The sequence below is a fragment of the Streptomyces sp. NPDC090798 genome, assembly GCF_044768965.1.
Taxonomy (GTDB): Bacteria; Actinomycetota; Actinomycetes; order Streptomycetales; family Streptomycetaceae; genus Streptomyces.
This window is the reverse complement of record NZ_JBIVXA010000024.1, coordinates 41,681-64,344: the sequence shown is the minus strand read 5'-3', so window position 1 is coordinate 64,344 and position 22,664 is coordinate 41,681. Positions and strand designations below refer to the sequence as shown.

21 protein-coding genes and 1 tRNA gene are annotated in these 22,664 nt (G+C 71.0%); 15 read left to right on the top strand and 7 right to left on the bottom strand.

All coding sequences use genetic code 11. The features are described 5' to 3' along the window. Positions 1-20: 20 nt before the first annotated feature. Positions 21-596 carry a 5-formyltetrahydrofolate cyclo-ligase gene (locus tag ACIQTP_RS37555; protein ID WP_403408404.1) on the bottom strand — a complete coding sequence of 192 codons (576 nt, stop codon included), beginning with the start codon at positions 594-596 and terminating at the stop codon, positions 21-23. 132 nt (positions 597-728) lie between these two features. Between ACIQTP_RS37555 and galU the strand changes: the two genes are divergently transcribed. The 7 genes from galU to ACIQTP_RS37520 all read left to right on the top strand — a co-directional run bounded on the left by galU (position 729) and on the right by ACIQTP_RS37520 (position 6,290). Continuing rightward, on the top strand, positions 729-1,631 hold the full coding sequence (gene galU / locus ACIQTP_RS37550; RefSeq protein ID WP_168509140.1) for a UTP--glucose-1-phosphate uridylyltransferase GalU: 903 nt from the start codon (positions 729-731) through the stop codon (positions 1,629-1,631). 4 nt (positions 1,632-1,635) lie between these two features. Continuing rightward, the gene (gene glp, locus ACIQTP_RS37545) at positions 1,636-2,958 is read left to right on the top strand and encodes a gephyrin-like molybdotransferase Glp (protein ID WP_403408402.1); all 1,323 of its coding nucleotides are present in this window, start codon (positions 1,636-1,638) and stop codon (positions 2,956-2,958) included. 61 nt (positions 2,959-3,019) lie between these two features. Further along, positions 3,020-3,499, top strand: coding sequence for a cyclic pyranopterin monophosphate synthase MoaC (moaC, locus tag ACIQTP_RS37540; RefSeq protein ID WP_053852462.1), 480 nt, complete (start codon positions 3,020-3,022; stop codon positions 3,497-3,499). After that, complete coding sequence (locus ACIQTP_RS37535; RefSeq protein ID WP_360278754.1) at positions 3,496-4,008, top strand: MogA/MoaB family molybdenum cofactor biosynthesis protein; 513 nt, start codon at positions 3,496-3,498, stop codon at positions 4,006-4,008. Before moaC ends, ACIQTP_RS37535 begins: the two co-directional genes overlap by 4 nt. Further along, positions 4,005-4,658 (top strand): GNAT family N-acetyltransferase, encoded by a 654-nt coding sequence (locus ACIQTP_RS37530; RefSeq protein ID WP_403408559.1) that lies wholly within the window; start codon positions 4,005-4,007, stop codon positions 4,656-4,658. Before ACIQTP_RS37535 ends, ACIQTP_RS37530 begins: the two co-directional genes overlap by 4 nt. A 177-nt stretch (positions 4,659-4,835) precedes the next feature. After that, the gene (gene glpR, locus ACIQTP_RS37525) at positions 4,836-6,131 is read left to right on the top strand and encodes a gephyrin-like molybdotransferase receptor GlpR (protein WP_403408399.1); all 1,296 of its coding nucleotides are present in this window, start codon (positions 4,836-4,838) and stop codon (positions 6,129-6,131) included. Positions 6,132-6,216: 85 nt separating this feature from the next. Then, positions 6,217-6,290, top strand: a tRNA-Ala gene (locus ACIQTP_RS37520). Between the two features lie 66 nt (positions 6,291-6,356). On the opposite strand, the gene ACIQTP_RS37515 is transcribed toward ACIQTP_RS37520, so the two are convergent. After that, positions 6,357-6,842 (bottom strand): GNAT family N-acetyltransferase, encoded by a 486-nt coding sequence (locus ACIQTP_RS37515; protein WP_403408397.1) that lies wholly within the window; start codon positions 6,840-6,842, stop codon positions 6,357-6,359. A 58-nt stretch (positions 6,843-6,900) separates the two neighbouring features. Here ACIQTP_RS37515 and ACIQTP_RS37510 point away from each other — a divergent pair, with 58 nt between their 5' ends. Further along, positions 6,901-7,704: an exodeoxyribonuclease III gene (locus ACIQTP_RS37510; RefSeq protein ID WP_403408395.1), complete on the top strand. Its 804-nt coding sequence runs from the start codon at positions 6,901-6,903 to the stop codon at positions 7,702-7,704. Here ACIQTP_RS37510 and ACIQTP_RS37505 read toward each other — a convergent pair. Continuing rightward, positions 7,692-8,318 carry a MerR family transcriptional regulator gene (locus tag ACIQTP_RS37505; protein WP_402042787.1) on the bottom strand — a complete coding sequence of 209 codons (627 nt, stop codon included), beginning with the start codon at positions 8,316-8,318 and terminating at the stop codon, positions 7,692-7,694. The genes ACIQTP_RS37510 and ACIQTP_RS37505 overlap by 13 nt on opposite strands. A gap of 161 nt (positions 8,319-8,479) precedes the next feature. Between ACIQTP_RS37505 and ACIQTP_RS37500 the strand changes: the two genes are divergently transcribed. The 4 genes from ACIQTP_RS37500 (at position 8,480) to ACIQTP_RS37485 (ending at position 12,223) form a co-directional block, all read left to right on the top strand. Continuing rightward, positions 8,480-10,069 carry a flavin-containing monooxygenase gene (locus ACIQTP_RS37500; RefSeq protein WP_403408393.1) on the top strand — a complete coding sequence of 530 codons (1,590 nt, stop codon included), beginning with the start codon at positions 8,480-8,482 and terminating at the stop codon, positions 10,067-10,069. After that, the gene (locus ACIQTP_RS37495) at positions 10,066-10,995 is read left to right on the top strand and encodes an alpha/beta fold hydrolase (RefSeq protein ID WP_403408391.1); all 930 of its coding nucleotides are present in this window, start codon (positions 10,066-10,068) and stop codon (positions 10,993-10,995) included. The genes ACIQTP_RS37500 and ACIQTP_RS37495 overlap by 4 nt, the downstream gene beginning before the upstream one ends. Continuing rightward, positions 10,992-11,876: an SDR family oxidoreductase gene (locus tag ACIQTP_RS37490; RefSeq protein ID WP_403408389.1), complete on the top strand. Its 885-nt coding sequence runs from the start codon at positions 10,992-10,994 to the stop codon at positions 11,874-11,876. Before ACIQTP_RS37495 ends, ACIQTP_RS37490 begins: the two co-directional genes overlap by 4 nt. A gap of 86 nt (positions 11,877-11,962) precedes the next feature. Continuing rightward, on the top strand, positions 11,963-12,223 hold the full coding sequence (locus tag ACIQTP_RS37485; protein ID WP_403408387.1) for a hypothetical protein: 261 nt from the start codon (positions 11,963-11,965) through the stop codon (positions 12,221-12,223). A gap of 158 nt (positions 12,224-12,381) precedes the next feature. On the opposite strand, the gene ACIQTP_RS37480 is transcribed toward ACIQTP_RS37485, so the two are convergent. Continuing rightward, entirely contained in the window at positions 12,382-15,918 is a 3,537-nt protein-coding gene (locus ACIQTP_RS37480) for a S41 family peptidase (protein WP_403408385.1), read from the bottom strand. 165 nt (positions 15,919-16,083) lie between these two features. On the opposite strand from ACIQTP_RS37480, the gene ACIQTP_RS37475 reads away from it, so the two are divergent. The 3 genes from ACIQTP_RS37475 (at position 16,084) to ACIQTP_RS37465 (ending at position 20,164) form a co-directional block, all read left to right on the top strand. Beyond that, positions 16,084-16,671, top strand: coding sequence for a TetR/AcrR family transcriptional regulator (locus ACIQTP_RS37475; protein ID WP_403408383.1), 588 nt, complete (start codon positions 16,084-16,086; stop codon positions 16,669-16,671). A 112-nt stretch (positions 16,672-16,783) separates the two neighbouring features. Next, complete coding sequence (locus ACIQTP_RS37470) at positions 16,784-19,015, top strand: MMPL family transporter (protein ID WP_403408381.1); 2,232 nt, start codon at positions 16,784-16,786, stop codon at positions 19,013-19,015. A 138-nt stretch (positions 19,016-19,153) separates the two neighbouring features. Then, positions 19,154-20,164: a helix-turn-helix domain-containing protein gene (locus ACIQTP_RS37465; RefSeq protein WP_403408379.1), complete on the top strand. Its 1,011-nt coding sequence runs from the start codon at positions 19,154-19,156 to the stop codon at positions 20,162-20,164. Between the two features lie 182 nt (positions 20,165-20,346). Here the strand turns inward: ACIQTP_RS37465 and ACIQTP_RS37460 are convergent, their stop codons facing one another. The 3 genes from ACIQTP_RS37460 to ACIQTP_RS37450 all read right to left on the bottom strand — a co-directional run bounded on the left by ACIQTP_RS37460 (position 20,347) and on the right by ACIQTP_RS37450 (position 22,663). Beyond that, positions 20,347-21,519: a serine hydrolase domain-containing protein gene (locus tag ACIQTP_RS37460; protein WP_403408377.1), complete on the bottom strand. Its 1,173-nt coding sequence runs from the start codon at positions 21,517-21,519 to the stop codon at positions 20,347-20,349. A 67-nt stretch (positions 21,520-21,586) separates the two neighbouring features. Beyond that, positions 21,587-22,048 (bottom strand): organic hydroperoxide resistance protein, encoded by a 462-nt coding sequence (locus tag ACIQTP_RS37455; protein WP_101404570.1) that lies wholly within the window; start codon positions 22,046-22,048, stop codon positions 21,587-21,589. Positions 22,049-22,183: 135 nt separating this feature from the next. Beyond that, positions 22,184-22,663, bottom strand: a complete 480-nt coding sequence (locus ACIQTP_RS37450) for a MarR family winged helix-turn-helix transcriptional regulator (protein WP_402041893.1) — start codon at positions 22,661-22,663, stop codon at positions 22,184-22,186. Position 22,664 lies beyond the last annotated feature (1 nt).

Genomic DNA, 22,664 nt, shown 5'->3' with positions numbered 1-22,664 from the left:
CTTTCACCCACCCGGGCCCGTCAGCCGAAGCGGCGCACCCCCGAAGGCGTCACCACCGCGTGGACGGGACGGTCGTGAGGTTCCGCAGGGACGTGCTCGACGACCTCCGCGTCGTACAGCAGCACCACCAGCGCGGGATCGGCCCCCGCGCGCTCCAGGCGGGCCAGTACGCGGTCGTACGAGCCGCCGCCGCGGCCCAGACGCATTCCGCGCCGGTCCACGGCCAGGCCGGGCAGCAGGACCACGTCGGCCTCCTGGACGGACTCGGGGCCGAGCCGCTCGCCCGCCGGCTCCAAGAGAGCCATCCTGCCCCCGTGTTGGACGCGCTCCAGGGAGCCCTCTCCGGCGTACGCACCCCAGTCCAGGTCGTTGTCCGCCATCAGGACCGGCAGCAGCACGCGCACCCCCCGCGCGTGGAGCGCGTCCAGGAGCGCGAGGGTGCCCGGCTCGCTCCCCACGGAGACGTACGCCGCCACCGTGCGCGCGTGCGCCAGCTCCGGCAGCTCCAGCGCCCGCAGGGCCAGGGTCCCGGCGGCTTCCCGCAGGTCGTAAGGTGTCAACCTGCTCCTCACCGCGAGGAATCCTCGCCGCAACATTCGCTTGTCAGGCTCTGCCGCACGTCCCACGTGGCTCACAGCTCACTCCGTACCGTTCCTTATGCGCTCATATGAGAGCTATTTAACGGGACCAGCAGATTGCGCTCATAGCCACCGGATATGGTTACGCGCATGACTGAGTCGCACCCCAGGATCAGCAAGGCTGTCATCCCCGCAGCAGGCCTCGGCACCCGGTTCCTGCCGGCCACCAAAGCCACTCCCAAGGAGATGCTGCCGGTCGTCGACAAGCCGGCGATCCAGTACGTGGTCGAAGAGGCCGTGTCGGCGGGTCTCGATGACGTCCTGATGATCACCGGCCGAAACAAGCGGCCCCTCGAGGACCACTTCGACCGCAATTATGAGCTGGAGTCCGCCCTTCAGAAGAAGGGTGACGCCGACCGGCTCGCCAAGGTCCAGGAGTCCAGCGACCTGGCCACCATGCACTACGTGCGCCAGGGCGACCCCAAGGGCCTCGGGCACGCCGTCCTGTGTGCGGCTCCGCACGTCGGCCACGAGCCCTTCGCCGTGCTCCTCGGCGACGACCTGATCGACCCCCGTGACCCCCTCCTCGCCCGCATGGTCGAGGTCCAGGAGCAGCACGGCGGCAGCGTCATCGCGCTCATGGAGGTCGAGCCCGAGCAGATCCACCTCTACGGCTCCGCGGCCGTCGAGGCCACCGGGGAGGGCGACCTGGTCAAGGTGACCGGCCTGGTCGAGAAGCCGGACCCGGCGGACGCGCCCAGCAACTATGCGATCATCGGGCGCTATGTCCTCGACCCGCACATCTTCGACATACTCCGCAAGACCGAGCCGGGCCGCGGCGGCGAGATCCAGCTCACCGACGCCCTCCAGCAGCTCGCGCAGGACGAGAAGGTCGGCGGCCCCGTGCACGGCGTCGTCTTCAAGGGCCGCCGTTATGACACCGGTGACCGCGGCGACTATCTGCGTGCCATTGTCAGGCTCGCGTGCGAACGTGAGGACCTGGGCCCGGACTTCCGGACCTGGCTTCGCAGTTACGTAGCCGAGGAGATGTAGGAATTTGAGCAGCGCCGCGACCCGTGTCACAGGCCAGGACCACCTCTGGTCGGTGACCGAGCACCTGGAGGACATCCTCGCGACCGTTCGCCCCCTCGAACCCATCGAGCTGCAACTCCTCGACGCCCAGGGCTGTGTCCTGGTCGAGGACGTCACGGTGGCGGTCTCCCTGCCGCCGTTCGACAACAGCTCGATGGACGGGTACGCGGTCCGGGTCGCCGATGTCGCGGGCGCGAGCGAGGAGTACCCGGCGGTCCTCACGGTCGTCGGCGACGTCGCGGCCGGCGAGGGCGAGCTGCCCCATGTGGGCCCCGGTGAGGCCGCCCGCATCATGACCGGCGCCCCGCTGCCGCCCGGCGCCGAGGCCGTCGTCCCGGTGGAGTGGACCGACGGCGGCCTGGGGGAGGGGCCCGTCTCCGGGATGCGCGCCCACAGCGCGGCCCCCGAGGGCGCCTCCGGCCAGGTGCACGTCCACCGCCCGGCCGAGGCACGCGCGCATGTGCGCGCGAAGGGCAGCGACGTGAAGGCGGGGGACCGCGCTCTCGAAGCCGGCACGATCCTTGGCCCGCCGCAGATCGGCCTGCTCGCCGCGATCGGCCGCGGCACCGTACGCGTGCGCCCGCGCCCGCGCGTGGTCGTCCTGTCCACCGGCAGTGAACTCGTCCAGCCCGACGAGCCGTTGGGCACCGGCCAGATCTACGACTCCAACAGCTTCGCCCTGTGCGCCGCCGCCCGCGACGCCGGGGCCATCGCCTACCGGGTGGGCGCGGTCGCCGACGACGCCGAGACGCTCCGCGCCACCATCGAGGACCAGCTCATCCGGGCGGACCTGCTGGTCACCACGGGCGGCGTGAGCGTCGGCGCGTACGACGTCGTCAAGGAGGCCCTGTCCTCGGTGGGTGACGAGGACGAGGAGGGCAGCGGCATCGACTTCCGCAAGCTCGCCATGCAGCCCGGCAAGCCCCAGGGCTTCGGAACGATCGGCCCCGAGCACACCCCGCTGCTCGCGCTCCCCGGCAACCCCGTCTCGTCGTACGTCTCCTTCGAGTTGTTCGTCCGCCCCGCGATCCGCACCCTGTCGGGCCTGGACGACGTCCACCGCCCCACCACCAGGGCGACCCTGGAGACGGGCAAGGCGCTGACCTCGCCGGACGGCCGCCGGCAGTTCCTGCGCGGGAGGTACGCCGACGGCAAGGTGACCCCGGTCGGCGGCGCCGGATCGCACCTGGTCGCGGCCCTCGCCCAGGCCGACGCGCTGATCGTCGTCCCCGAGGACGTCACCTCGGTCGAGCCCGGCACCGAGGTCGAAGTGGTCCTGCTCGGCTGACTGCCCCGAGTGGCGGTACCGTGTCGCGCACAAGAGGCCCGACCGGGAGCGCCGCGCAGACATGAGTACGCAGGACCGACTGACCCACATCGACGAGGCGGGCGCCGCCCGCATGGTCGACGTCTCCGGGAAGGACGTGACCGCGCGCACCGCCCGCGCCAGCGGCCGTGTCCTGGTCTCGCCCCGTGTGATCGAACTGCTGCGTGGGGAGGGCGTCCCCAAGGGCGACGCCCTGGCCACCGCGCGCATCGCGGGCATCATGGGCGCCAAGCGCACCCCGGATCTGATCCCGCTCTGTCACCCGTTGTCGGTCTCGGGTGTCAAGCTTGATCTGTCGGTCGCGGACGACGCCGTCGAGATCCTCGCCACCGTGAAGACCACCGACCGCACGGGCGTCGAGATGGAGGCCCTCACCGCGGTCAGCGTGGCGGCCCTCACCGTGATCGACATGGTCAAGGCGGTCGACAAGGGGGCGGTCATCACGGACGTACGGGTGGAAGAGAAGACGGGCGGAAAGTCGGGCGACTGGAGCCGGGCATGACGGCACCGTCGTACCGCGCGCTCGTGGTCACGGCCTCGAACAGAGCCGCCGCGGGGGTCTACGAGGACAAGGGCGGCCCCTTGATCGCCGAGGGGCTCACGGCGTACGGCTTCGAGGTCGACGGCCCCCGGGTGGTGCCGGACGGCGACCCCGTGGAAGCGGCACTGCGCGCGGGTGTCGACGGCGGGTACGACGTGATCGTGACCACCGGCGGGACCGGGATCTCGCCCACCGACCGGACGCCCGAGGCGACCCGGCGCGTGCTCGATCACGAGGTGCCGGGCATTCCCGAGGCCATCAGGGCGTTCGGAAGAGAGAAGGTGCCCACGGCGGCGCTGTCCCGGGGGCTCGCCGGAGTCGCGGGACGGACGTTGATCGTCAACCTGCCGGGTTCCACCGGCGGGGTGAAGGACGGCCTGGCCGTTCTGGAGCCCCTTCTGATCCACGCCGTCGACCAGATCCGTGGCGGCGACCACCCCAGACCCAGCGGCAGTGGGGGTGCGAGCTGAACAGCCCATCCTGGCCCGTCGAGCTGGTGGACGGCGATGTCGTCCTGAGGCCGATAAAGGTGCGCGACCAGCGGGCCTGGCGCGAGGTGAACCGGCGCAACCGGGACTGGCTGCGGCCCTGGGAGGCGACGATTCCGCCGCCCACGCCCAGCGGTCCGATAGCGCACCGGCCGACCTACCGTCAGATGGTCCGGCATCTGCGTGCCGAGGCCAGCGCGGGCCGGATGCTGCCCTTCGTCATCGAGTACCAGGGCCGTCTGGTCGGGCAGCTGACCGTCGCCGGGATCACCTGGGGATCGATGTGCTCCGGGCACATCGGCTACTGGGTGGACCAGTCGGTGGCGGGGCGCGGAGTGATGCCGACGGCCGTGGCGCTGGTGACCGACCACTGCTTCCGTACGGTCGGACTGCACCGCATCGAAGTCTGCATTCGCCCGGAGAACGGGCCGAGCCGCCGGGTCGTGGAGAAACTCGGATTCCGTGAGGAAGGGCTCCGGCCGCGTTATCTCCACATCGACGGGGCCTGGCGGGACCATCTCGTCTTCGCGCTCACCGCGGAAGAGGTGCCGGAGGGGTTGCTGGGGCGTTGGCGGCGGGCACGATCGATGCAGGCCCGTTCGGAGAAGCAGAGCAAGCCCGGCACTCAGTAAATGAAATGTGTGTTCGAAATTGATCGGTGCGTGATCGGCTCGGGGCATTAAATTCGCGCTCCCTGCGGCCTGCTGATCGCATCGGTCACAAAAAAAGCTCGAAATATCAGCCGGATCGTGCGACACACCGGCCGAATTGGCAGATGGCCTCATGCAAACCCCTCTACCGTGTGAGGCGTGAGCAGCAGCGGCCTCATCTACGCAGTCATCGTCGGGGCCTGGGCCGCCTACTTGGTGCCGATGTGGCTCCGTAGGCAGGACGAGCTGAACGAAGCCCGTCCGACGGAACGCTTCAGCACCGCCATCCGGCTGCTGTCCGGACGGGCGGGAATGGAGCGCCGGTACGCCAAGGACCTGCGGGCGCGCTCCGCCGAAGAGGGGGAGCCCAGCGCCGGTCCGGACGCCGTCACCAACTCGGTGGACGTCCGGGCCTTCGCCATGCCTCCGGTCCGGCAGCAGACCAAGGCCCAACTCCCGCCGCCCGCCCAGCCCGAACCGCAGCAGGCGCCACAGGCCGCCGCCCGGCAAGGTGCCCCACAGGGCTCCTCACCGGCCGGCCGGCCGGTGCCGCAGCAGTCGGCCCAGCCCGCGTCCAAGTCGTCGGCGCCGGGGCCCGGATCGGCGCCGTCGTCGGGTTCGGCGTCGGATTCGGGCTCTGGACCGGATTCGGCCAACTCCGGGGCCTCCAGGGTTCCGGCCGCGCGGCGGGCCTCCGCGGCGGAGGCCGCGGCGCGCGCCCGGCGCTCGAAGGTGCTCGCGCGCCGACGGCGTACGACCGTGATGCTCTTCCTCGCCTTCACGCTCGGCGCGATCGTGGCGGCCGTCGGGGGGCTCGCGTTCCTGTGGGCGCCCGGCGTGCCGGCCGTGATGCTGAGCTCGTACATCGTGTACCTGCGCGCCCAGGAGCGACGGCGCTTCACGTACACCATGGACCGGCGCCGGGCCGAGGCCGCGGCGCAGCGGCTCAGGGAGCGGCAGCCGCGCCGGCGGCCCACCCTCGACCCCGGCGCCGACGAGCCCGACGACAGCCCCGAGCCGGAGACCGACCCAGGACTGTCCGCGCTCGCGGCCGACCGCCGCGCCCTCGTCGAGCAGACCGACCACGCCGAGTGGGTCGACCAGCAGCGTGAGCGCCAGCGGGGCCCCGGCCGGGGCGACAGCTGGGACCCGGTGCCGGTTCCGCTGCCGACGTACGTGACCGCGCCGGTCGCGCCCCGGGCCACGTCCAGCGTCGATCTGGGGGCGCCGGACGCGTGGAGCTCGGCGCGCTCCAGCGCCGTCGAGCCGAGTGAGCCGGAGGCGGATCCCGCCGCCGAGGAGGGCCACGATGCCGCCGAGACGGCCGAGGCCGCCGACGACGGCCGCAGTGACGCCCGGCGCGCCGCGTCCGCCCGGCGGGCCCGTGAGCGCGGTCGCACTCCGCTGTTCGACCAGTACGAGGACGGCGAACGGCCGCGCGCCGCCAACGAATGACCAGGCGCTCGGGAGCCCCGGCTGACCAGCCAGGAACGGATTTCCAAGCACCCCGACGGGGATGCTAGAGTTTCACTCGTTGCAAGGGCCTGTGGCGCAGTCCGGTAGCGCACCTCGTTCGCATCGAGGGGGCCAGGGGTTCAAATCCCCTCAGGTCCACTGCAATTCAGAACCCCGTCGGATTCGTCCGGCGGGGTTCTTGCCTGTCCGGCCACGCTCTCTCGTTCACCGAATGGTCAGCGGCTTGGCAAAGCAGAGGCTGAGTTCGTGGAAGCGGTAGTAGCCGAACTTGGCACAGGGCTCGTAGCCGCTGGAGAGGTAGAGAGCGACCGCCTCGGGCTGCTTGGCGCCGGTCTCCAGGACCATGCGGGTGCGGCCGCCCGCGCGGGCGTCGTCCTCCAGGGCGGCCAGGATGCGGCGGGCGAGGCCGAGACCGCGGGCCTGCGGGGTCACGTACATGCGCTTGAGCTCGGCGTCGCCGTCCGCGTACCCCTCGTCGTTCCTGTCCTGGCTGCGCCAGCCGCCGGACGCGATCGGGCGGTCCCGCTCGTCGTAGGCGAGGAGGTACAGGCCGAGCGGCGGCCTGAACATCGACGCGTCGAGCGGTGTGACATCGCCCTCATCGCCGTAGCGCTCGGCGTATTCGGCCTGCACCTGGTCGTTGAGCTTGACGGCGTCGGGGTGGTCGTACGGGACCGGGCGGATACTCATGCGAGGTATCGTACATGTATGCGACCTCTGGGTGGATTGGATTAAGTATCGTGCCAGCGTGCTGACTGTTACCTCGGTGAATGTGAACGGGCTCCGGGCCGCCTCCAAGAAGGGCTTCGTGGAGTGGCTCGCGGAGACCTCCGCGGACGTGCTGTGCCTTCAGGAGGTACGGGCCGAGCCCGGGCAGCTGCCCGAGGAGGTGCGGGCGCCGGAGGGGTGGCACGTCGTGCACGCCCCCGCGGCCGCCAAGGGGCGCGCGGGCGTCTCCCTGTACACCCGGCGCGAGCCCGACCGGGTGCGCATCGGGTTCGGGTCCGAGGAGTTCGACTCCAGCGGACGCTACGTCGAGGTCGACCTCCCCGGTGTCACCGTCGCCAGCCTCTACCTGCCCTCCGGCGAGGTCGGAACCGAACGGCAGGACGAGAAGGTCCGGTTCATGGACGAGTTCCTCGCCTATCTGAAGGAGCTGCGCGAGCGCTCCGCCGCCGACGGGCGTGAGGTCGTCGTCTGCGGCGACTGGAACATCGCCCACCAGGAGGCCGACCTCAAGAACTGGCGCGCCAACAAGAAGAACTCCGGCTTCCTGCCCGAGGAGCGCGAGTGGCTGGGGCGGGTCCTGGACGCGGGCGACGGCGGATACGTCGACGTCGTGCGGGCGCTGCACCCGGACGCCGAGGGTCCGTACTCGTGGTGGTCGTACCGGGGGCGGGCCTTCGACAGCGACAGCGGATGGCGCATCGACTACCACGTCTCGACACCGGGGCTCGCGGGCAAGGCCGTGAAGGGGTTCGTGGAGCGGGCGGCGACGCACGGGGAGCGCTGGTCCGACCATGCGCCGGTGACGGTCGTCTACGAGCTGTAGTCCCGTAGCCGCCGGTCCAGCGCCATCGACACTTCCGCCTCCACCACGCTCTTCGCCAGGGGGCGCAGGCGTTTGAGGTCCTCGGTGGTGCGGTTCTCCGTCAGGACGATGCCGGCGAAGAGGTCGGCCAGGGCGTCGGCGTGGTCGCGGACGCGGCGGGCGGCGGTGAGGACGTCGGCCAGGGGGATGCCCTCGCGGACCAGGGCCGCCGAGACGTCGAGCAGGCGGCGGCTGATGTGGACGATCTCGCCGCCGTCGGTGCCGAGATAGCCGAGGTCGAGGGCCGCGGCGAGGTTCTCCGGGGTGGCCTGGCCGGCGAAGACGTCGGCGAGCTCCTCGGGGGAGAGGCGGACGGGGGTCTCCTCGGTGGGCTCGCCCAGGCCCAGGAGTTCACCGACGTCACGGCCGTGGTCGAAGGCCTCGGCCAGCTCCGCGATGCCGCTGAGGGTGTGGCCGCGTTCGAGCAGCGCCGAGATCGTGCGCAGGCGGGCCAGGTGCGTGTGGTCGTACCAGGCGATACGGCCCTCGCGGCGGGGCGGCGGGATCAGCTTGCGCTCCCGGTAGAAGCGCAGGGTGCGCACGGTGATGCCGGCCTCCTCGGCCAGCTCCTCCATCCGGTACTCACGCTTCTCCGCCACGTGCGAAACCCTACGTCGTACCGCCGGTAACTTTCGTGGTCGCAACCCTACCCATCAGTACGGAGCTGCTCTACGCTCCCATTGCGCCAGTGTTTACTGGCAGAGTCGGACGGCTAGGGAGGCGTGGGATGGTCGGGATGACCGAGCACGAGCATGTGCGCGTCGCGGTGATCGGGTCCGGGTTCGGCGGTCTGGGGGCCGCGGTGCGGCTGCGCCGCGAAGGGATCACCGACTTCGTCGTCCTGGAACGGGCCGGAAGCGTCGGGGGTACGTGGCGGGACAACAGCTACCCGGGGTGCGCCTGTGACGTCCCCTCGCACCTGTACTCGTTCTCGTTCGCGCCGCACCCCGACTGGCCGCGCACCTTCTCGGGGCAGGAACACATCCGGGCCTATCTGGAGCACGTCACCGACGTCTTCGGGCTGCGCCCGCATCTGCGCTTCGACTCCGAGGTGAAGATGATGACGTGGGACCAGGAGAAGCTCCGCTGGGGGATCGAGACCAGCCGTGGTTTCCTCACCGCCGATGTCGTCGTGTCCGCGACCGGGCCGCTCTCCGACCCCAAGACCCCCGACATACCGGGGATCGACTCCTTCCCCGGCAAGGTCTTCCACTCGGCCCGCTGGGACCACGACTACGACCTGCGCGGCAAGCGCGTCGCCATGATCGGCACGGGCGCCTCCGCCATCCAGATCGTGCCCGCCATCCAGCCGGACGTCTCCCGGCTGACCCTCTTCCAGCGCACGCCGCCGTGGGTGATGCCCCGGGTCGACCGCGCCATCACCGGCGCCGAACGGTGGCTGCACAAGCAGCTGCCCTTCACCACACAGGCCCGGCGCGGACTGCTGTGGGGGATCAGGGAGCTGCAGGTCCAGGCGTTCACGAAGCGTCCGGGCGAGCTCGGCCTCGTCGAGCGGCTGGCCAGGCGGAACATGGCGCGGGCCGTCCAGGATCCGGCGCTGCGGGCCAAGTTGACCCCCGACTACCGGATCGGGTGCAAGCGGATCCTGCTCTCCAACACCTACTATCCGGCGCTCACCCGGGCCAACGTCGACGTCGTGGCCTCCGGGCTCGCCAAGATCGACGGCTCCACGCTCGTCGCAGCCGACGGCAGCACGGCCGAGGTCGACGCGATCATCTTCGGTACGGGCTTCCACGTCACCGACATGCCGATCGCGGACCGGGTCGTCGGAGCGGAGGGCAGGACGCTCGCGGAGGTGTGGCGCGGCGGCATGAAGTCGCTGCGCGGGGCCACCGCGGCCGGGTTCCCCAACTGGATGACGATCATCGGCCCGAACACCGGGCTCGGGAACTCCAGCATGATCCTCATGATCGAGTCCCAGTTGAACTACATGGCCGACTATGTGCGGCAGTTGGACGTCCTGGGCGGACGCGTGGCCCTCGACGCCCGCTCCGACGCCGTGGAGGGCTGGAACGACAAGGTCCAGGAGCGGATGCTGCGCACCGTGTGGAACACCGGCGGCTGCACCAGTTGGTACCTCGACGCGAGCGGCCGCAACACCACCATCTGGCCCGGCACGACGACCGAGTTCCGTAGCGCCACCCGGCGGGTGGACCTCGGAGAGTACGAGGTGCTGCGCGCCCCCGAGCCGCGCACACCCGAGCCGAGCACGCACGGGTCGAGCGCACCCGAGCCGAGCAGCAAGAACTCCGGCACCAAGAAATCCGGCACCAAGGGCGCCAAGAGGGTGGAGGCGGGAGCGTGAGTCGACCGACGCATGTGGAGCACGGGGCGTACGCGCCGCCCGCGCCCGCGGGGGAACTGACCGCCGTCTCCGCCGACGGCGCCCGGTTGCACGTGGAGGTGCACGGCCCCGAGGACAAACCGGCCGCGCCCATCGTCGTCCTCGCGCACGGCTGGACCTGTTCGACCGCCTTCTGGGCGGCGCAGATACGGGACCTCGCCGTCGACCACCGGGTGATCGCGTACGACCAGCGCGGGCACGGACGCAGTCCGGTGAGCGAGACGTGCACCGCGGACGCGCTCGCCGACGACCTGGAAGCCGTGCTCGGGGCCACGCTCGCGCCCGGCGAGAAGGCCGTGCTCGTCGGGCACTCCATGGGCGGGATGACGCTGATGGCCGCCTCGGCGCGGCCGCGTTTCCGGGAGCACGCGGTGGCGGCCCTGCTGTGCAGCACGGGCAGTTCGCGGCTGGTGGCCGAGGCGCGGGTGGTGCCGATGCCGGCCGGTCGGCTGCGGACCCGGGTGACCAAGAGGATCCTCGGGTCGGCCGCGCCGCTCGGGCCCGTCACACCGGTCGCCCGGCGGATCCTCAAGTACGCGACCATGGGCGCCGGTTCGTCGCCGGGCATGGTGGAGGCGTGCGCGCGGATCGTGCACGCCTGTCCGCGCAAGGTGCGGCACGCCTGGTCGAAGGTGCTCGATCTGCTCGATCTCGACCACGGGGTAAGGGCGTTGGAGGTGCCGACGGCCGTGGTGGTGGGTACGGCGGACCGGCTGACGCCCGTGGTGCACGCGCGCGCCCTGGTCGCGACCCTGCCGAACTGTGTCGGCATCACCGAGCTGACCGGGCTCGGGCACATGACACCGGTGGAGGCGCCGGAACTGGTCACCGCCCGTATACGCGAACTCGTCTCCACCTACGCAGAGATCAAGGAGGGCAGCGCATGACCAAGGTGAGCCTGGAAGGGCAGGTCGCGGTCGTCACGGGGGCCGCGCGGGGCGTCGGCGAACTCCTCGCCCGCAAGCTCTCCGCGCGCGGTGCCAAGGTCGCGCTGGTCGGCCTGGAGCCGGACGCGCTCAAGCAGGTCTCGGAGCGGCTGCACGGCGAAAGCGGCTTCTGGCACGCCGATGTCACCCACCATGAGGCGATGGCCCGGGTCGCGGCCGAGGTGAAGGAACGGTTCGGGAAGGTCGACATCGTCGTCGCCAACGCCGGTGTGGCGAACGGCGGTCCCTTCGTCGAGTCCGATCCCGTCGCCTGGCGGCGGGTCATCGAGGTCAACCTCATCGGATCGGCGGTCACCGCGCGGGCGTTCCTGCCCGTGCTGATGGAGAGCCGGGGGTATCTGCTCCAGATCGCCTCGCTCGCGGCCATCACCCCGGCGCCGATGATGACGGCGTACTGCGCGTCCAAGTCGGGTGTGGAGGCGTACGCGCACAGCCTGCGCGCCGAGGTCGGCCACAAGGGCGTACGGGTCGGGGTCGGTTACCTGTCCTGGACCGACACCGACATGGTGCGCGGGGCCGATCAGGACGAGGTGATGCGGGAGTTGAGGCAGCGGCTGCCGTGGCCGTCCAACAAGACGTATCCGCTGGGGCCGGCCGTCGACCGTATCGTCGCGGGGATCGAGCGGCGGGCCGGTCATGTGTACGCACAGTGGTGGCTGCGCGGGATGCAGGGCGTCCGGGGCTACCTCCCCGGGGTCATCGGGGCGGTAGGACAGCGGGAGATGAGGCGGTTCGAGCCGCGGCTCAAGGGCGTGGGTACGGGGCTCGTGGGTGCCGGCGGGGCGGCCGACGAGCAGCGTCAGCAGGGGATATCACCGTGAGTAACTGATCGAAATGCGTGCGTAGTCCGTGCGTGTAAGTCTGGTCGAGCCCGATCCCCCTCACCCACAAATGGGAGTGAAACCTCATGGGCAAGAAGGACCAGATGCAGAACAAGGCCGAGCAGATGAAGCAGCAGGGCAAGAAGAAGATGGGCCAGGACATCGGCCACGAGAAGGCCCGTCCCGGCGAGCACTCCCCGCAGCCGGGTGCCCGCACCTCGCAGCAGGGTGCGCGCTCCCCGCAGTCGGCTGAGCGCTCCCCGCAGAGGGGCGACCGGACGATCCCGGAAGCCGAGCGCATGCAGCGTGAGGCGAAGGACCGGTTCGACCAGGACTACGACGTCTGACGGTTCGCTGCGCCGGCTTAGGCCGAGTTGTGGGGCGCCCCTGTTGGTTGGGGGCGCCCCACGCTTTTGTTTGGCGTCGGGGGGTGCGTTGTCGGGTGCGGGTTCTCTGTGGCTTGCGCGCAGTTCCCCGCGCCCCTGACGGGGCGCCTCCCCGCCCCCTATTGAGATCTTGGGGGGAGTTTCGGTCTTGATCTGTCGGGGGGGTTTGTGTAGTCGGGTGGGGAGGCCGCGTGGTGGGTGGTCAGGAGGTCCAGGGCCAGTTGGATGGCCGTGTCCATTTCGGTGTGGTGGCCCTCCGCCCAGTCCAGGGGAGTGCGCAGGACCGCCAGATCCGGGGGGACGCCCTGGTTCTCGACGGACCAGCCGTACGCGTCGAACCAGGCCGCGTTCATCGGCACCGTGATCACCGTGCCGTCGCCGAGGCGGTGGCGGCCGGTCATGCCGACGACTCCGCCCCAGGTGCGCTGGCCGACGACGGGGCCGAGCTTCAGCAGCTTGAACGCGGCGGTGATCATGTCGCCGTCGGAGGCGGTCGCCTCGTCGGCGAGGGCGACGATCGGGCCGCGCGGGGCGTTCGAGGCGTACGACACCGGCTGGGCGTTGCGTGTCAGGTCCCAGCCGAGGATCGTGCGGGTGAGCTTCTCCACGACGAGTTCGCTGATGTGGCCGCCCGCGTTGCCGCGTACGTCGACGATCAGCGCGGGGCGCGAGACTTCCAGGCGCAGGTCGCGGTTGAACTGGGCCCAGCCGGAGCCGCCCATGTCGGGGATGTGGAGGTAGCCGCACCGGCCCCCGCTCAGCTCCCGGACGACCTCGCGGCGCTTGGCCACCCAGTCCTGGTAGCGCAGGGGGCGCTCGTCGATCAGCGGGACGACGGCCACCCGGCGTGAGCGGCCCTCGCCCGCCTCAGGGATGAACGTGAGCTCCACCGTCGTACCGCCCGCACCCGCGAGCAGGGGGTAGGGGCCGGTGACCGGGTCGACCGGGCGGCCGTCGACGTGGGTGAGGACCGCGCCCTCGCGGATGCCGGTGCCGGCGAGCGGTGAGCGTGCCTTGGAGTCGGAGGAGTCGCCGGGGAGGATCCGCTTCAGCATCCAACCGCCGTCGCGGCGGACGAAGTTGGCACCGAGCAGGCCCTGCCAGCGCTGGTAGTGGGCCGGCCCCTCGTTGCGGCGGGCGGCGGCGACGTACGCGTGGGAGGTGCCGAGTTCGCCGAGGACCTCGCGCAGGAGGTCGGCGAAGTCGTCGGGGGAGGCGATTCGTTCGAGCAGCGGGCGGTACTGGGCGAGCACACCGTCCCAGTCGATGCCGCACATGTGGGGTTCCCAGAAGTAGGCGCGGGTGAGGCGGCCCGCCTCCTCGTAGGCCTGGCGCCATTCGGCGGGCGGGTCCACCTCGTGGATGATGCGCCGCAGGTCGATCCAGACCGTCGAGTCGGAGTCACCGGTCTCGGTCGAGGGGACCGCTCGCAGGTCGCCCTCGTCCACGACGACCAGCCGGGAGCCGTCGCCGCTGACCGCGAACCAGTCCAGGTGCTGGACGAGTTCGGACTTCTTCGCCTTGCTGATGTTGAAGAACTCCAGCGTCGGCCGGCCGGAGGTGTCGTCGGGGTTGACGAAGGTCTCGCCGAGGGCGCCCGAGATCGGCCAGCGCAGCCAGACCAGGCCGCCGCCCGCGACCGGGTACAGCGCCGAGTACTTGGAGGCGGTGACCGGGAAGGGGGTCACCCGGCTCTCCAGGCCTTCCAGTTCGACGCTCACCGCGCCGTCCGCGCTCTCGTCCTCGATCGGGTCCAGGCCCCCGGCGACCGGCCGTCCGTCGGGGTTGAGCGCGAAGGGGGAGGGGGTGGCGGAGGACAGCGGGACCAGGTAGGGGCGGCAGCCGAGCGGGAAGGAGAGGTCGCCGGTGTGGACGTCGTACACCGGGTCGAAGCCGCGCCAGGAGAGGAAGGCGAGGTAGCGGCCGTCGCGGGTGAAGACGGGGTTCTCGTCCTCGAAGCGGCCGTTGGTGACGTCGACGATGAGCCGGTCCTTTATGCGCGCGATCTTGATCTGGCGCAAGGAGCGGCCGATACCCGGGTGCGACCAGGTCAGCCAGGCCCCGTCCGGGGAGAAGGCGAGGTCCCGGACCGGCCCGTTGATCGAGGTGATCAGCTCAGTGACCTCCCCTCCCCCGGACTCCGTCGATGAGGTGTCCTCGGACTCTGTCCGGGAGGCTTCCGCGGGCTCGGTCGGTGAGGTGTCCTCGGACTCCGCCCGCGCGGCTTCCTCGGACTCCGTCCGTGCGGCTTCCTCGGACCCCGTCCGTGCGGCTTCCTCGGACTCCGTCCGTGCGGTGCTGTCGGGCTCTGTCCGGGAGGCTTCTTCGGGCTCCGTCCGGGTCGTGGCCCCGGACTCCTGCGTCGCGTCGAGGATCAGCAGTCGTCCGTCGTTCGAGGCGATCGCGAGGCGTTCGCCCTGCGGGTCGGAGACCATCTCCAGCACGCGCCCCAGTTCGCCGGAGGCGAGACGGCGCGGCTCGCGCTGGCCGGAGGCCCGGGGGAGGAAGGCGATCTCGACGGCGTCCTCGCCGTCCGCGTCGGTGACGTAGGCGATCCGGCCGCCGGAGCCGAGCATCTCGGGGAGCCGGACGCGCACGCCGGGGGTGTCCGCGATGGTGCGCGCGGGGCCGTCGCGGTGGGTGAGCCAGTGCAGGCTGCCGCGTACGACGACGGCGCTGGCCCGGCCCGTCTCGTCGACCGAGATGCCGTCCACGTGCTGCGCCGCGGGCACCTGGTACGTACGGCGTCCCGCGCGCGGACCGCCGAGGCGGACGTCGAGGCGGCGCGGGACCGAGTCGGGGGAGAGGTCGTCGACGATCCACAGGTCCCCGGCGCACTGGTAGACGACCCGGGTGCCGTCGCTGGAGGCGTGCCGGGCGTAGAAGGCGTCGTGGTCGGTGTGGCGGCGCAGGCCGGAACCGTCGTAGGCGCACGAGTACAGGTTTCCGATGCCCTCGTGGTCGGAGAGGAAGGCGATACGGCCGCCGACGAACATGGGGGAGTCGAGGTGGCCGTCGAGATCGGCGAGCAGTCGCCGTCCGTGCAGCCAGAGCCTGCCGGTGGCGCCGCCCCGGTAGCGCTTCCAGGAGGCGGGTTCGTGCGGCGGGGTGCCGGTGAGCAGGAGCGTCTTGTGTTCGCCGTCGTGGTCGGCGACCTGGATGGCGGCGACCGGGCCCCAGGGGAGTGCGCCGCCGGGGTCGCCGTCGGTGGGGACCTTGTAGGCCCAGGTGAAGTACGAGAAGGGCTGGCCGTGGGAGGCGACGGCGAGGATGTCGCTGTGCCCGTCCTTGTCGGGCGGCGACCAGCCGCAGACCTGGGTGTCCGCGCTGCCCCAATAGGTGAGCCGGCGGGAGGGACCGCCGTCCACCGGGGCCAGATGGATCTCCGGCACGAGGCTGCGCCAGCTCGTGTACGCGATGAGCCGGCCGTCGGGGGAGAAGCGGGGGTGGCCGACCTTGGTCCGGTCGACGGTGAGCCGCCAGGCGCGGCCCGGCCCGTCGAGGGGGGCCATCCACAGGTCGTCCTCGGCGGCGAAGCAGAGGCGGTTGCCGCTGAGATGGGGGAAACGGAGATAGCCGGATGCGTTGCCCCTGGTGGTCGCGTTGTCCCCGGGGGGCGCCTGGTCCGTGGTCGCCTTCTCATACGCGTCGCTCACCTACCCATGCTTTTCCTCCCGGAGGCCCCCGGCAACTTGTGAGTAGGTGTCCTTTCGGATGTGCGTGACCCAGCACACGTACGAAACGGTTTCGTTTCTTTGAATCTCGGGGTATCTTCATAGGTGTACGAAACCGTGTCGTCCGGAGCAGAGAAGGTGAGTGGGATGACTGAAGCCGCAACGGTGCGTCGCAGTCGGATCACCCCCGAGCGTGAGGCCGAGCTGTACGCGGCCGTGCTCGAACTGCTCCGGGAGGTCGGCTACGACGCCCTGACCATGGATGCCGTCGCGGCCCGCACCCGGTCCAGCAAGGCCACCCTCTACCGCCAGTGGGGCGGCAAGGCCGAGCTCGTCGTGAAGGCGCTGCGGCACGAGAAGCCGAGCACCAGTGACATCGACACCGGGTCCCTGCGGGGCGACTTCCACGCGATGGTGAGGCGTGAGGACGACTGCCACATGGAGCAGAACTCCGCGCTGATGCGGGGTCTGGCCACGGCGCTGCACGGAAACCCCGATCTCCTGCGGGCCTTCCGGGAGTGGGTCATCGACCCGGAGACCGAGATGCTCCGGGTGATCCTGCGGCGCGCCGTCGACCGGGGTGAGATCCGAGCGGACAACCCCGCCCAGGAGTACGTGATGCACATGTTGATCGGCGCCTTCGCGGTGCGCGGCGTCATCGACCAACTGCCACCGACCCAGGCCTTCCTCACCTCGTACATGGACGCCGTGATCCTCCCCGCTCTCGGCGCCTGATCCGCCCCGACCTTTCGTCACACCTACCTGCACCTGACGCGACCGCTCACGTCGTCGGGCTTGTCTCCCCTGCCCAGTTGCCAGCAAACGACCTGACCGGGAGTACGCCCTCGTGGCCACATTCCTCTACAAACTCGGCCGACTCGCCTTCAGGCGACGCCATTTCGTCGCCCTGATATGGGTGGCCCTGCTGACGCTGGCGGGTGTCGGCGCAGCCTCCGCGCCCACCGCGGGCGCGTCCTCTTTCTCGATCCCGGGCACCGAGGCGCAGAAAGCTTTCGACCTCCTGGAACAGCGCTTCCCCGGGATGAGCGCCGACGGTGCGACCGCCCGCGTGGTCTTCAAGGCGCCCGCCGGCGAGAAGATGGGCGACAAGGCCAACAAGGCCACCGTCGAGAAGACCGTCAAGGCGCTCGGCGACGGCTCCGAGGTCACCTCCGTGTCCGACCCCTTCAAGTCCCACGCGGTGAGCAAGAACGGGTCGGTCGCCTACGCCTCGGTGAAGTACAAGGTGTCCGGCATGGAGTTGAAGGACTCCTCGAAGACCGCCCTGGAGGAGGCCGCGCAGCAGGCGCGGGACGCCGGGCTGAGCGTCGAGGTCGGCGGTGACGCGCTCCAGGTGACGCCCGAGACCGGGTCGACCGAGGTCATCGGTATCGCGGTCGCCGCGGTCGTGCTCGTCATCACCTTCGGTTCGCTGATCGCGGCCGGGCTGCCGCTGCTGACCGCGCTGATCGGCGTCGGTATCGGCGTCTCGACGATCACGGCGCTGGCGAACGCGCTGGACCTGGGCACCACCACCTCCACCCTCGCGATGATGATCGGCCTCGCGGTCGGCATCGACTACGCCCTCTTCATCGTCTCCCGCTACCGCGCCGAACTGGCCGAGGGCCGGGAGCGCGAGGAAGCGGCCGGACGGGCGGTCGGCACGGCGGGCTCGGCGGTCGTCTTCGCCGGTCTGACGGTCGTGATCGCGCTGGTCGGTCTGTCGGTCGTCAACATCCCGATGCTGACGAAGATGGGTGTCGCGGCGGCGGGTACGGTCGCCATCGCGGTACTGATCGCGCTGTCGCTGATTCCGGCCCTGCTGGGCTACGCGGGCCGCAAGGTCCAGCCCGCCGGCAAGAAGAGCAGGCTGCTCGGCGGTGGGCGGGCCGCGAAGAAGGAGGGCAAGCCCAACATGGGCACCCGCTGGGCGAGCTTCGTCGTGCGCCGGCCGCTCGCCGTGCTGGTGCTCGGCGTGATCGGCCTGGGTGCCGCCGCGCTCCCGGCGGCCTCGCTCGAACTGGGTCTGCCCGACGACGGTTCGCAGCCGACGTCGACCACGCAGCGCCGGGCGTACGACGCGCTGTCCGACGGCTTCGGCCCCGGCTTCAACGGTCCCCTGATGCTCGTCGTGGACGGCAAGTCCAGCGACGACCCCAAGGCCGCGGCGACCAAGGTCACCGACACGGTCAAGGACATGAAGGACGTCGTGTCGGTCAGCCCGGCGGCGTTCAACAAGGCCGGGGACACCGCGACGATCACGGTCGTCCCCGACTCCAAGCCGTCCTCCGTCAAGACCGAGGACCTGGTGCACGCCATCCGTGACGCGGGCGGCACCATCTCGACGGAGACCGACGCGAAGGTGCTGGTCACCGGCACCACCGCGATGAACATCGACTTCTCGCAGAAGCTGAACGACGCGCTGATCCCGTATCTCGCGCTGGTCGTCGGCCTCGCCTTCCTCCTGCTGATCGTGGTCTTCCGCTCGGTCCTGGTCCCGCTGAAGGCGGCGCTCGGCTTCCTGCTGAGCGTGATGGCGGCGCTCGGCGCGGTCGTCGCCGTCTTCCAGTGGGGCTGGCTGTCCGGCGTCATGGGCGTCGAGCAAACCGGCCCGATCATGTCGATGATGCCGATCTTCATGGTGGGTGTCGTCTTCGGTCTCGCGATGGACTACGAGGTGTTCCTCGTGACCCGGATGCGCGAGGCGTACGTCCACGGGGAGAAGCCCCACCAGGCGATCGTGACCGGCTTCAAGCACGGCGCACGGGTCGTCACGGCGGCCGCGGTCATCATGATCGCCGTCTTCTCCGGCTTCATCGGCTCCAGCGAGTCGATGATCAAGATGATCGGCTTCGGCCTCGCGATCGCGGTCTTCTTCGACGCGTTCGTGGTCCGCATGGCGATCGTCCCGGCGGTGCTGGCCCTGCTCGGGAAGAAGGCCTGGTGGCTGCCGAAGTGGCTGGACCGGGCGCTTCCCAACGTGGATGTCGAGGGCGAGGGCCTGCGCACGGCGGAGGAGAAGGGCAGGGGCCACGGCGACGGTGGCCGGGACGAGGACCGGGAGCTGGTCCGGGTCTGAGGCCTGACCGACTGGGCGTCCGGTTGACCGGCTGAGGTGGTGAGGGGCACCCCGCGTTGCGGAGGGGTGCCCCTCACTCCTGCTCCCGGCTGTGGAATCATCCGGTCCCAGGCTCTCTCACGAGGAGGTCCGCCGACGGTGTTGCACGAGTCGGTCTTCAAAACCGCGGACCTGCCGGTCGGTGACCGGTTCGAGGCGTGGACGCAGCGCATGGGCCGTACGCACGCGCCCATGCGGCTGGCCAGCGACCGCACGGCGGACTACCGCGCGCACCAGCGCATGATCGGGCTGGGGGACGTCACGGTGTGGCCGGCGACCTTCGACCACCTGGTCTTCCGTCGGACACCGAAACTGATCCGCCAGTCCGATCCCGAGGTGTACCACCTCTCCCTCCTGCTGCGGGGGGAGGGAGAGGCCGCCTGGGACAGACAGCAGGCCGCCTACCGGGTCAACGACATCCACACCAACTGTTCCTCGCGGTCGTACGAGATTCACACCGGCGCCGACCCGGTCAGCCTCGTGGGAGTCGAGATCCCGCGGTCGCTGGTGGCGCTGCCCGCGAACCGGGCCGACCAGGTGATCGGCAGCCGGATCTCGGGCCGCGAGGGAGTCGGCGGACTCCTGGCGCAGTTCCTCGTCCAGTTGGCCTCGGACACCGGCTCCTACCAGCCGTCGGACGGGCCCCGGCTGGGAACGGTCCTCGCCGATCTGGTCACGGCCGTCTTCGCGGGCGCCCTGGACGCCGAGGCCCTGCTGCCGCCGGAGACCCGCGGCCGGACGCTGACCCTGCGCATCAAGGCGTTCATCCGCCGGAATCTGGGCGACCAGGAGCTGACCCCCGCCCGGATCGCCGCCGCGCACCACATCTCGCGCAGTCATCTGTACCGACTCTTCCAGGCCGAGGGCCTCACCGTGGCCGCCTACATCCGCGATCAGCGGCTGGAGAACGCCCGCCGCGACCTCGCCGACCCGGCGCTGCGCGCGATGCCGGTCCATGCCGTCGCCGCCCGCTGGGGCTTCCCCCGCGCCGCCGAGTTCACCCGGGCCTTCCGCACCGCCCATGGCGTCCCGCCGAGCGAACTGCGCGGGAGGACGGTGGCCGAGGCCCGCGAGGCACACTCGGAAGGCCGTGGACCCAGCGCCAAGTAGGTGGCGACTGTGTGCCAACGACAGAAGGGCGGTCGGCCGCGCATTGTGGTGATCGCCGCGCGGCGGGGGACGGGCGGACCGGAAGGGGCGGGCCAGGACCGTGGGGGAGCCCTGGCACGGCCCCGGCCCGGTGGGCTACGACGTGGCTCCGGCCCGGTGGGCTATGACGTGGCCCCGGTGGGCTACGACGACAGCGCCGCCCGTACGGCCCGTACCAGCGCCTGTGCCCGTGGATCCGCCGTCACGGTCTTGCGGAAGCCGTTCGTGATGTAGCCGAAGGCGATGCCCGACTCGGGGTCCGCGAAGCCCAGTGGGCCGCCGCGGCCGGGGTGGCCGAACGAGGCCGGGCCCAGCAGCGGGGAGGCGGTGCCGTGGAGCATGTAGCCGAGTCCGAAACGGGTGTTGATGACCAGGGTGCGGTCCGGTCCCGCGGACGCCTCGGCGCGGGACAGGTCGACCGTGGCCGGGGTGAACAGGCGGGTGCCGTCCAGCCGGCCGATCAGGGCGGCGTAGAAACGGGCGAGCCCGTCGGCCGTGGCGATGCCGTTGGAGGCGGGGAGGGCCGCCGCGCGGTAGGCGGGGTCGTTGTCGTCGGGCGGCGGGGTGATCGCGGCGAAGGCGCGGACGGTCGTCGAGTCCGGGTCCTTGTAGGCCTCGGACACCGACCGCTTCGGGCGGGTGCGCAGGGCGCTCGACGGCTCGGGTGTGTCGACTCGGCCCGTGCGGCCCACCCGGTGGGCCTCGGCCCCCGGCAGCCCGACCCAGAGGTCCAGGCCGAGCGGGGCGGAGATCTCCGACGCGATGAACTCGCTCACGCCCCGGCCGCCGGTCACGCGGCGGACCAGTTCGGAGAGCATCCAGCCGAAGGTGTGGGGGTGGTAGCCGTGGTCCGTGCCCGGCTCCCAGAGGGGGGTCTGCGCCGCGATCGACTCGGCCGTGCGGTCCGGGTCCGCGGCCTCGGCCGGGGTCAGCGGCGTGTCGACCACGGGCACGCCCGCCCGGTGCGACAGCACATGCCGGACCAGAAGCCGTTCCTTGCCCCGGTCCTTGAACTCGGGCCAGTACTCGGCGACCGGTGCGTCCAGGTCCAGCTCGCCGCGCTCGCGCAGCATCAGGAGTACGGCGGCCCCGACGCCCTTCGTCGCCGAGTGCATGACGTGGGCGGTGTCGTGCTCCCAGGGTGCCGAATCCGCCGTACCGTCCACGTCCCGCGTGCCGGCCCACAGGTCGACGACCTTGCGCCCGTGCCGGTACACGGAGACCGCCGCACCCCGCTCCCCGAGCGTCTCGAAGTTGCGTGCGAACGCCTCCCTGACCGGTTCGAAGCCCTCGGCCACTGTGCCGTTCACGTCCACGCCCGTACTCCCTGTCGCCCTGCCACCCTCAACAGTGGATGCAACACACACGCGGAAGGCTCGATTCCTAGCCGAGCAGGATCGTGACCTCGATGTTGTTCCGGGTCGCGTTCGAGTACGGGCAGACCTCGTGCGCCGCGTCGACGAGCTTGGTCGCGACGTCCTGGTCGAGGACGGGCAGTGAGACGCTCAGGGCGACCGCGAGGCCGTAGCCGCGCTGCTTGTTGGGGCCGATGCCGACCTTCGCGGCGACGGTGGAGCCGGTCAGGTCCAGTCCGGCGCGGCGGCCCACCAGTACGAGCGCGTTGTGGAAGCAGGCGCTGTACCCGGCCGCGAAGAGCTGCTCCGGGTTGGTGCCGTTGCCGTCACCGCCGAGCGCGGGCGGCATCGCGACCTTCAGCTCGATCTGGCCGTCCAGGCTGGTGACATAGCCGTCCCGGCCGCCGTGCGCGGTGGCCTCGGCGACGTACATGATCTTCGTCGGACGAGTGTCGACAGCGGTGTCGCCGACAGCGGTGCCATCGATCATGGCGGGACCTCCCCCAGGACGGAAAACACAGAAGTGCACAAGCACATCGTGCACAAGGTACCGGCCGGTACGGAAGGTGTGATGACCAGGGGGTGGAAACCGCCGGTAACCCCCGTCCCGTGCCGGACGGGCAGGTCAGCGCCCGCGCCCCGCCGCGCCCTCAGCGCGCTCGGCCAGCCCCCACAGCTCCTGCCGCATCCTGGCCACCTCGTCCTCGGTAAGGCCGGTCGACGCCAGCAGCGCCCGCGGTACGCCCGCCGCGCGCTCCCGCAGCGCCTCGCCGCGCCCGGTGACCGCCACCAGCACCGACCGCTCGTCGCGCGCCGAGCGTTCACGGCGGACCAGACCGGCCGACTCCAGCCGCTTGAGCAGCGGCGACACCGTGCCGTAGTCCAGCCGCAGCGCGCCCGCCAGCTCCTTGACCGTCGTCTCGCCGCGCTCCCAGAGGAACAGCAGGACGAGGTACTGCGGGTAGGTGAGGCCGAGCTCCTCCAGCAGCGGACGGTACGCGGCGGTCACCGCGCGCTGGGCCGCGTACAGCGCGAAGCACAGCTGGTCGTCGAGGAACAGCGACCCGGCCGATCCGAAGTCCTCTTGGTCCCCTTGTTTCGTCACG

What these genes read in the sequence shown, in the direction of transcription:
- ACIQTP_RS37555 (WP_403408404.1), bottom strand. Translation starts at nt 596, where the DNA reads ATGTTGCGGCGAGGATTCCTCGCGGTGAGGAGCAGGTTGACACCTTAC.
- galU (WP_168509140.1), top strand. Translation starts at nt 729, where the DNA reads ATGACTGAGTCGCACCCCAGGATCAGCAAGGCTGTCATCCCCGCAGCA.
- moaC (WP_053852462.1), top strand. Translation starts at nt 3,020, where the DNA reads ATGAGTACGCAGGACCGACTGACCCACATCGACGAGGCGGGCGCCGCC.
- ACIQTP_RS37535 (WP_360278754.1), top strand. Translation starts at nt 3,496, where the DNA reads ATGACGGCACCGTCGTACCGCGCGCTCGTGGTCACGGCCTCGAACAGA.
- ACIQTP_RS37515 (WP_403408397.1), bottom strand. Translation starts at nt 6,842, where the DNA reads ATGAGTATCCGCCCGGTCCCGTACGACCACCCCGACGCCGTCAAGCTC.
- ACIQTP_RS37505 (WP_402042787.1), bottom strand. Translation starts at nt 8,318, where the DNA reads ATGGAGGAGCTGGCCGAGGAGGCCGGCATCACCGTGCGCACCCTGCGC.
- ACIQTP_RS37500 (WP_403408393.1), top strand. Translation starts at nt 8,480, where the DNA reads ATGACCGAGCACGAGCATGTGCGCGTCGCGGTGATCGGGTCCGGGTTC.
- ACIQTP_RS37490 (WP_403408389.1), top strand. Translation starts at nt 10,992, where the DNA reads ATGACCAAGGTGAGCCTGGAAGGGCAGGTCGCGGTCGTCACGGGGGCC.
- ACIQTP_RS37485 (WP_403408387.1), top strand. Translation starts at nt 11,963, where the DNA reads ATGGGCAAGAAGGACCAGATGCAGAACAAGGCCGAGCAGATGAAGCAG.
- ACIQTP_RS37475 (WP_403408383.1), top strand. Translation starts at nt 16,084, where the DNA reads ATGACTGAAGCCGCAACGGTGCGTCGCAGTCGGATCACCCCCGAGCGT.
- ACIQTP_RS37455 (WP_101404570.1), bottom strand. Translation starts at nt 22,048, where the DNA reads ATGATCGATGGCACCGCTGTCGGCGACACCGCTGTCGACACTCGTCCG.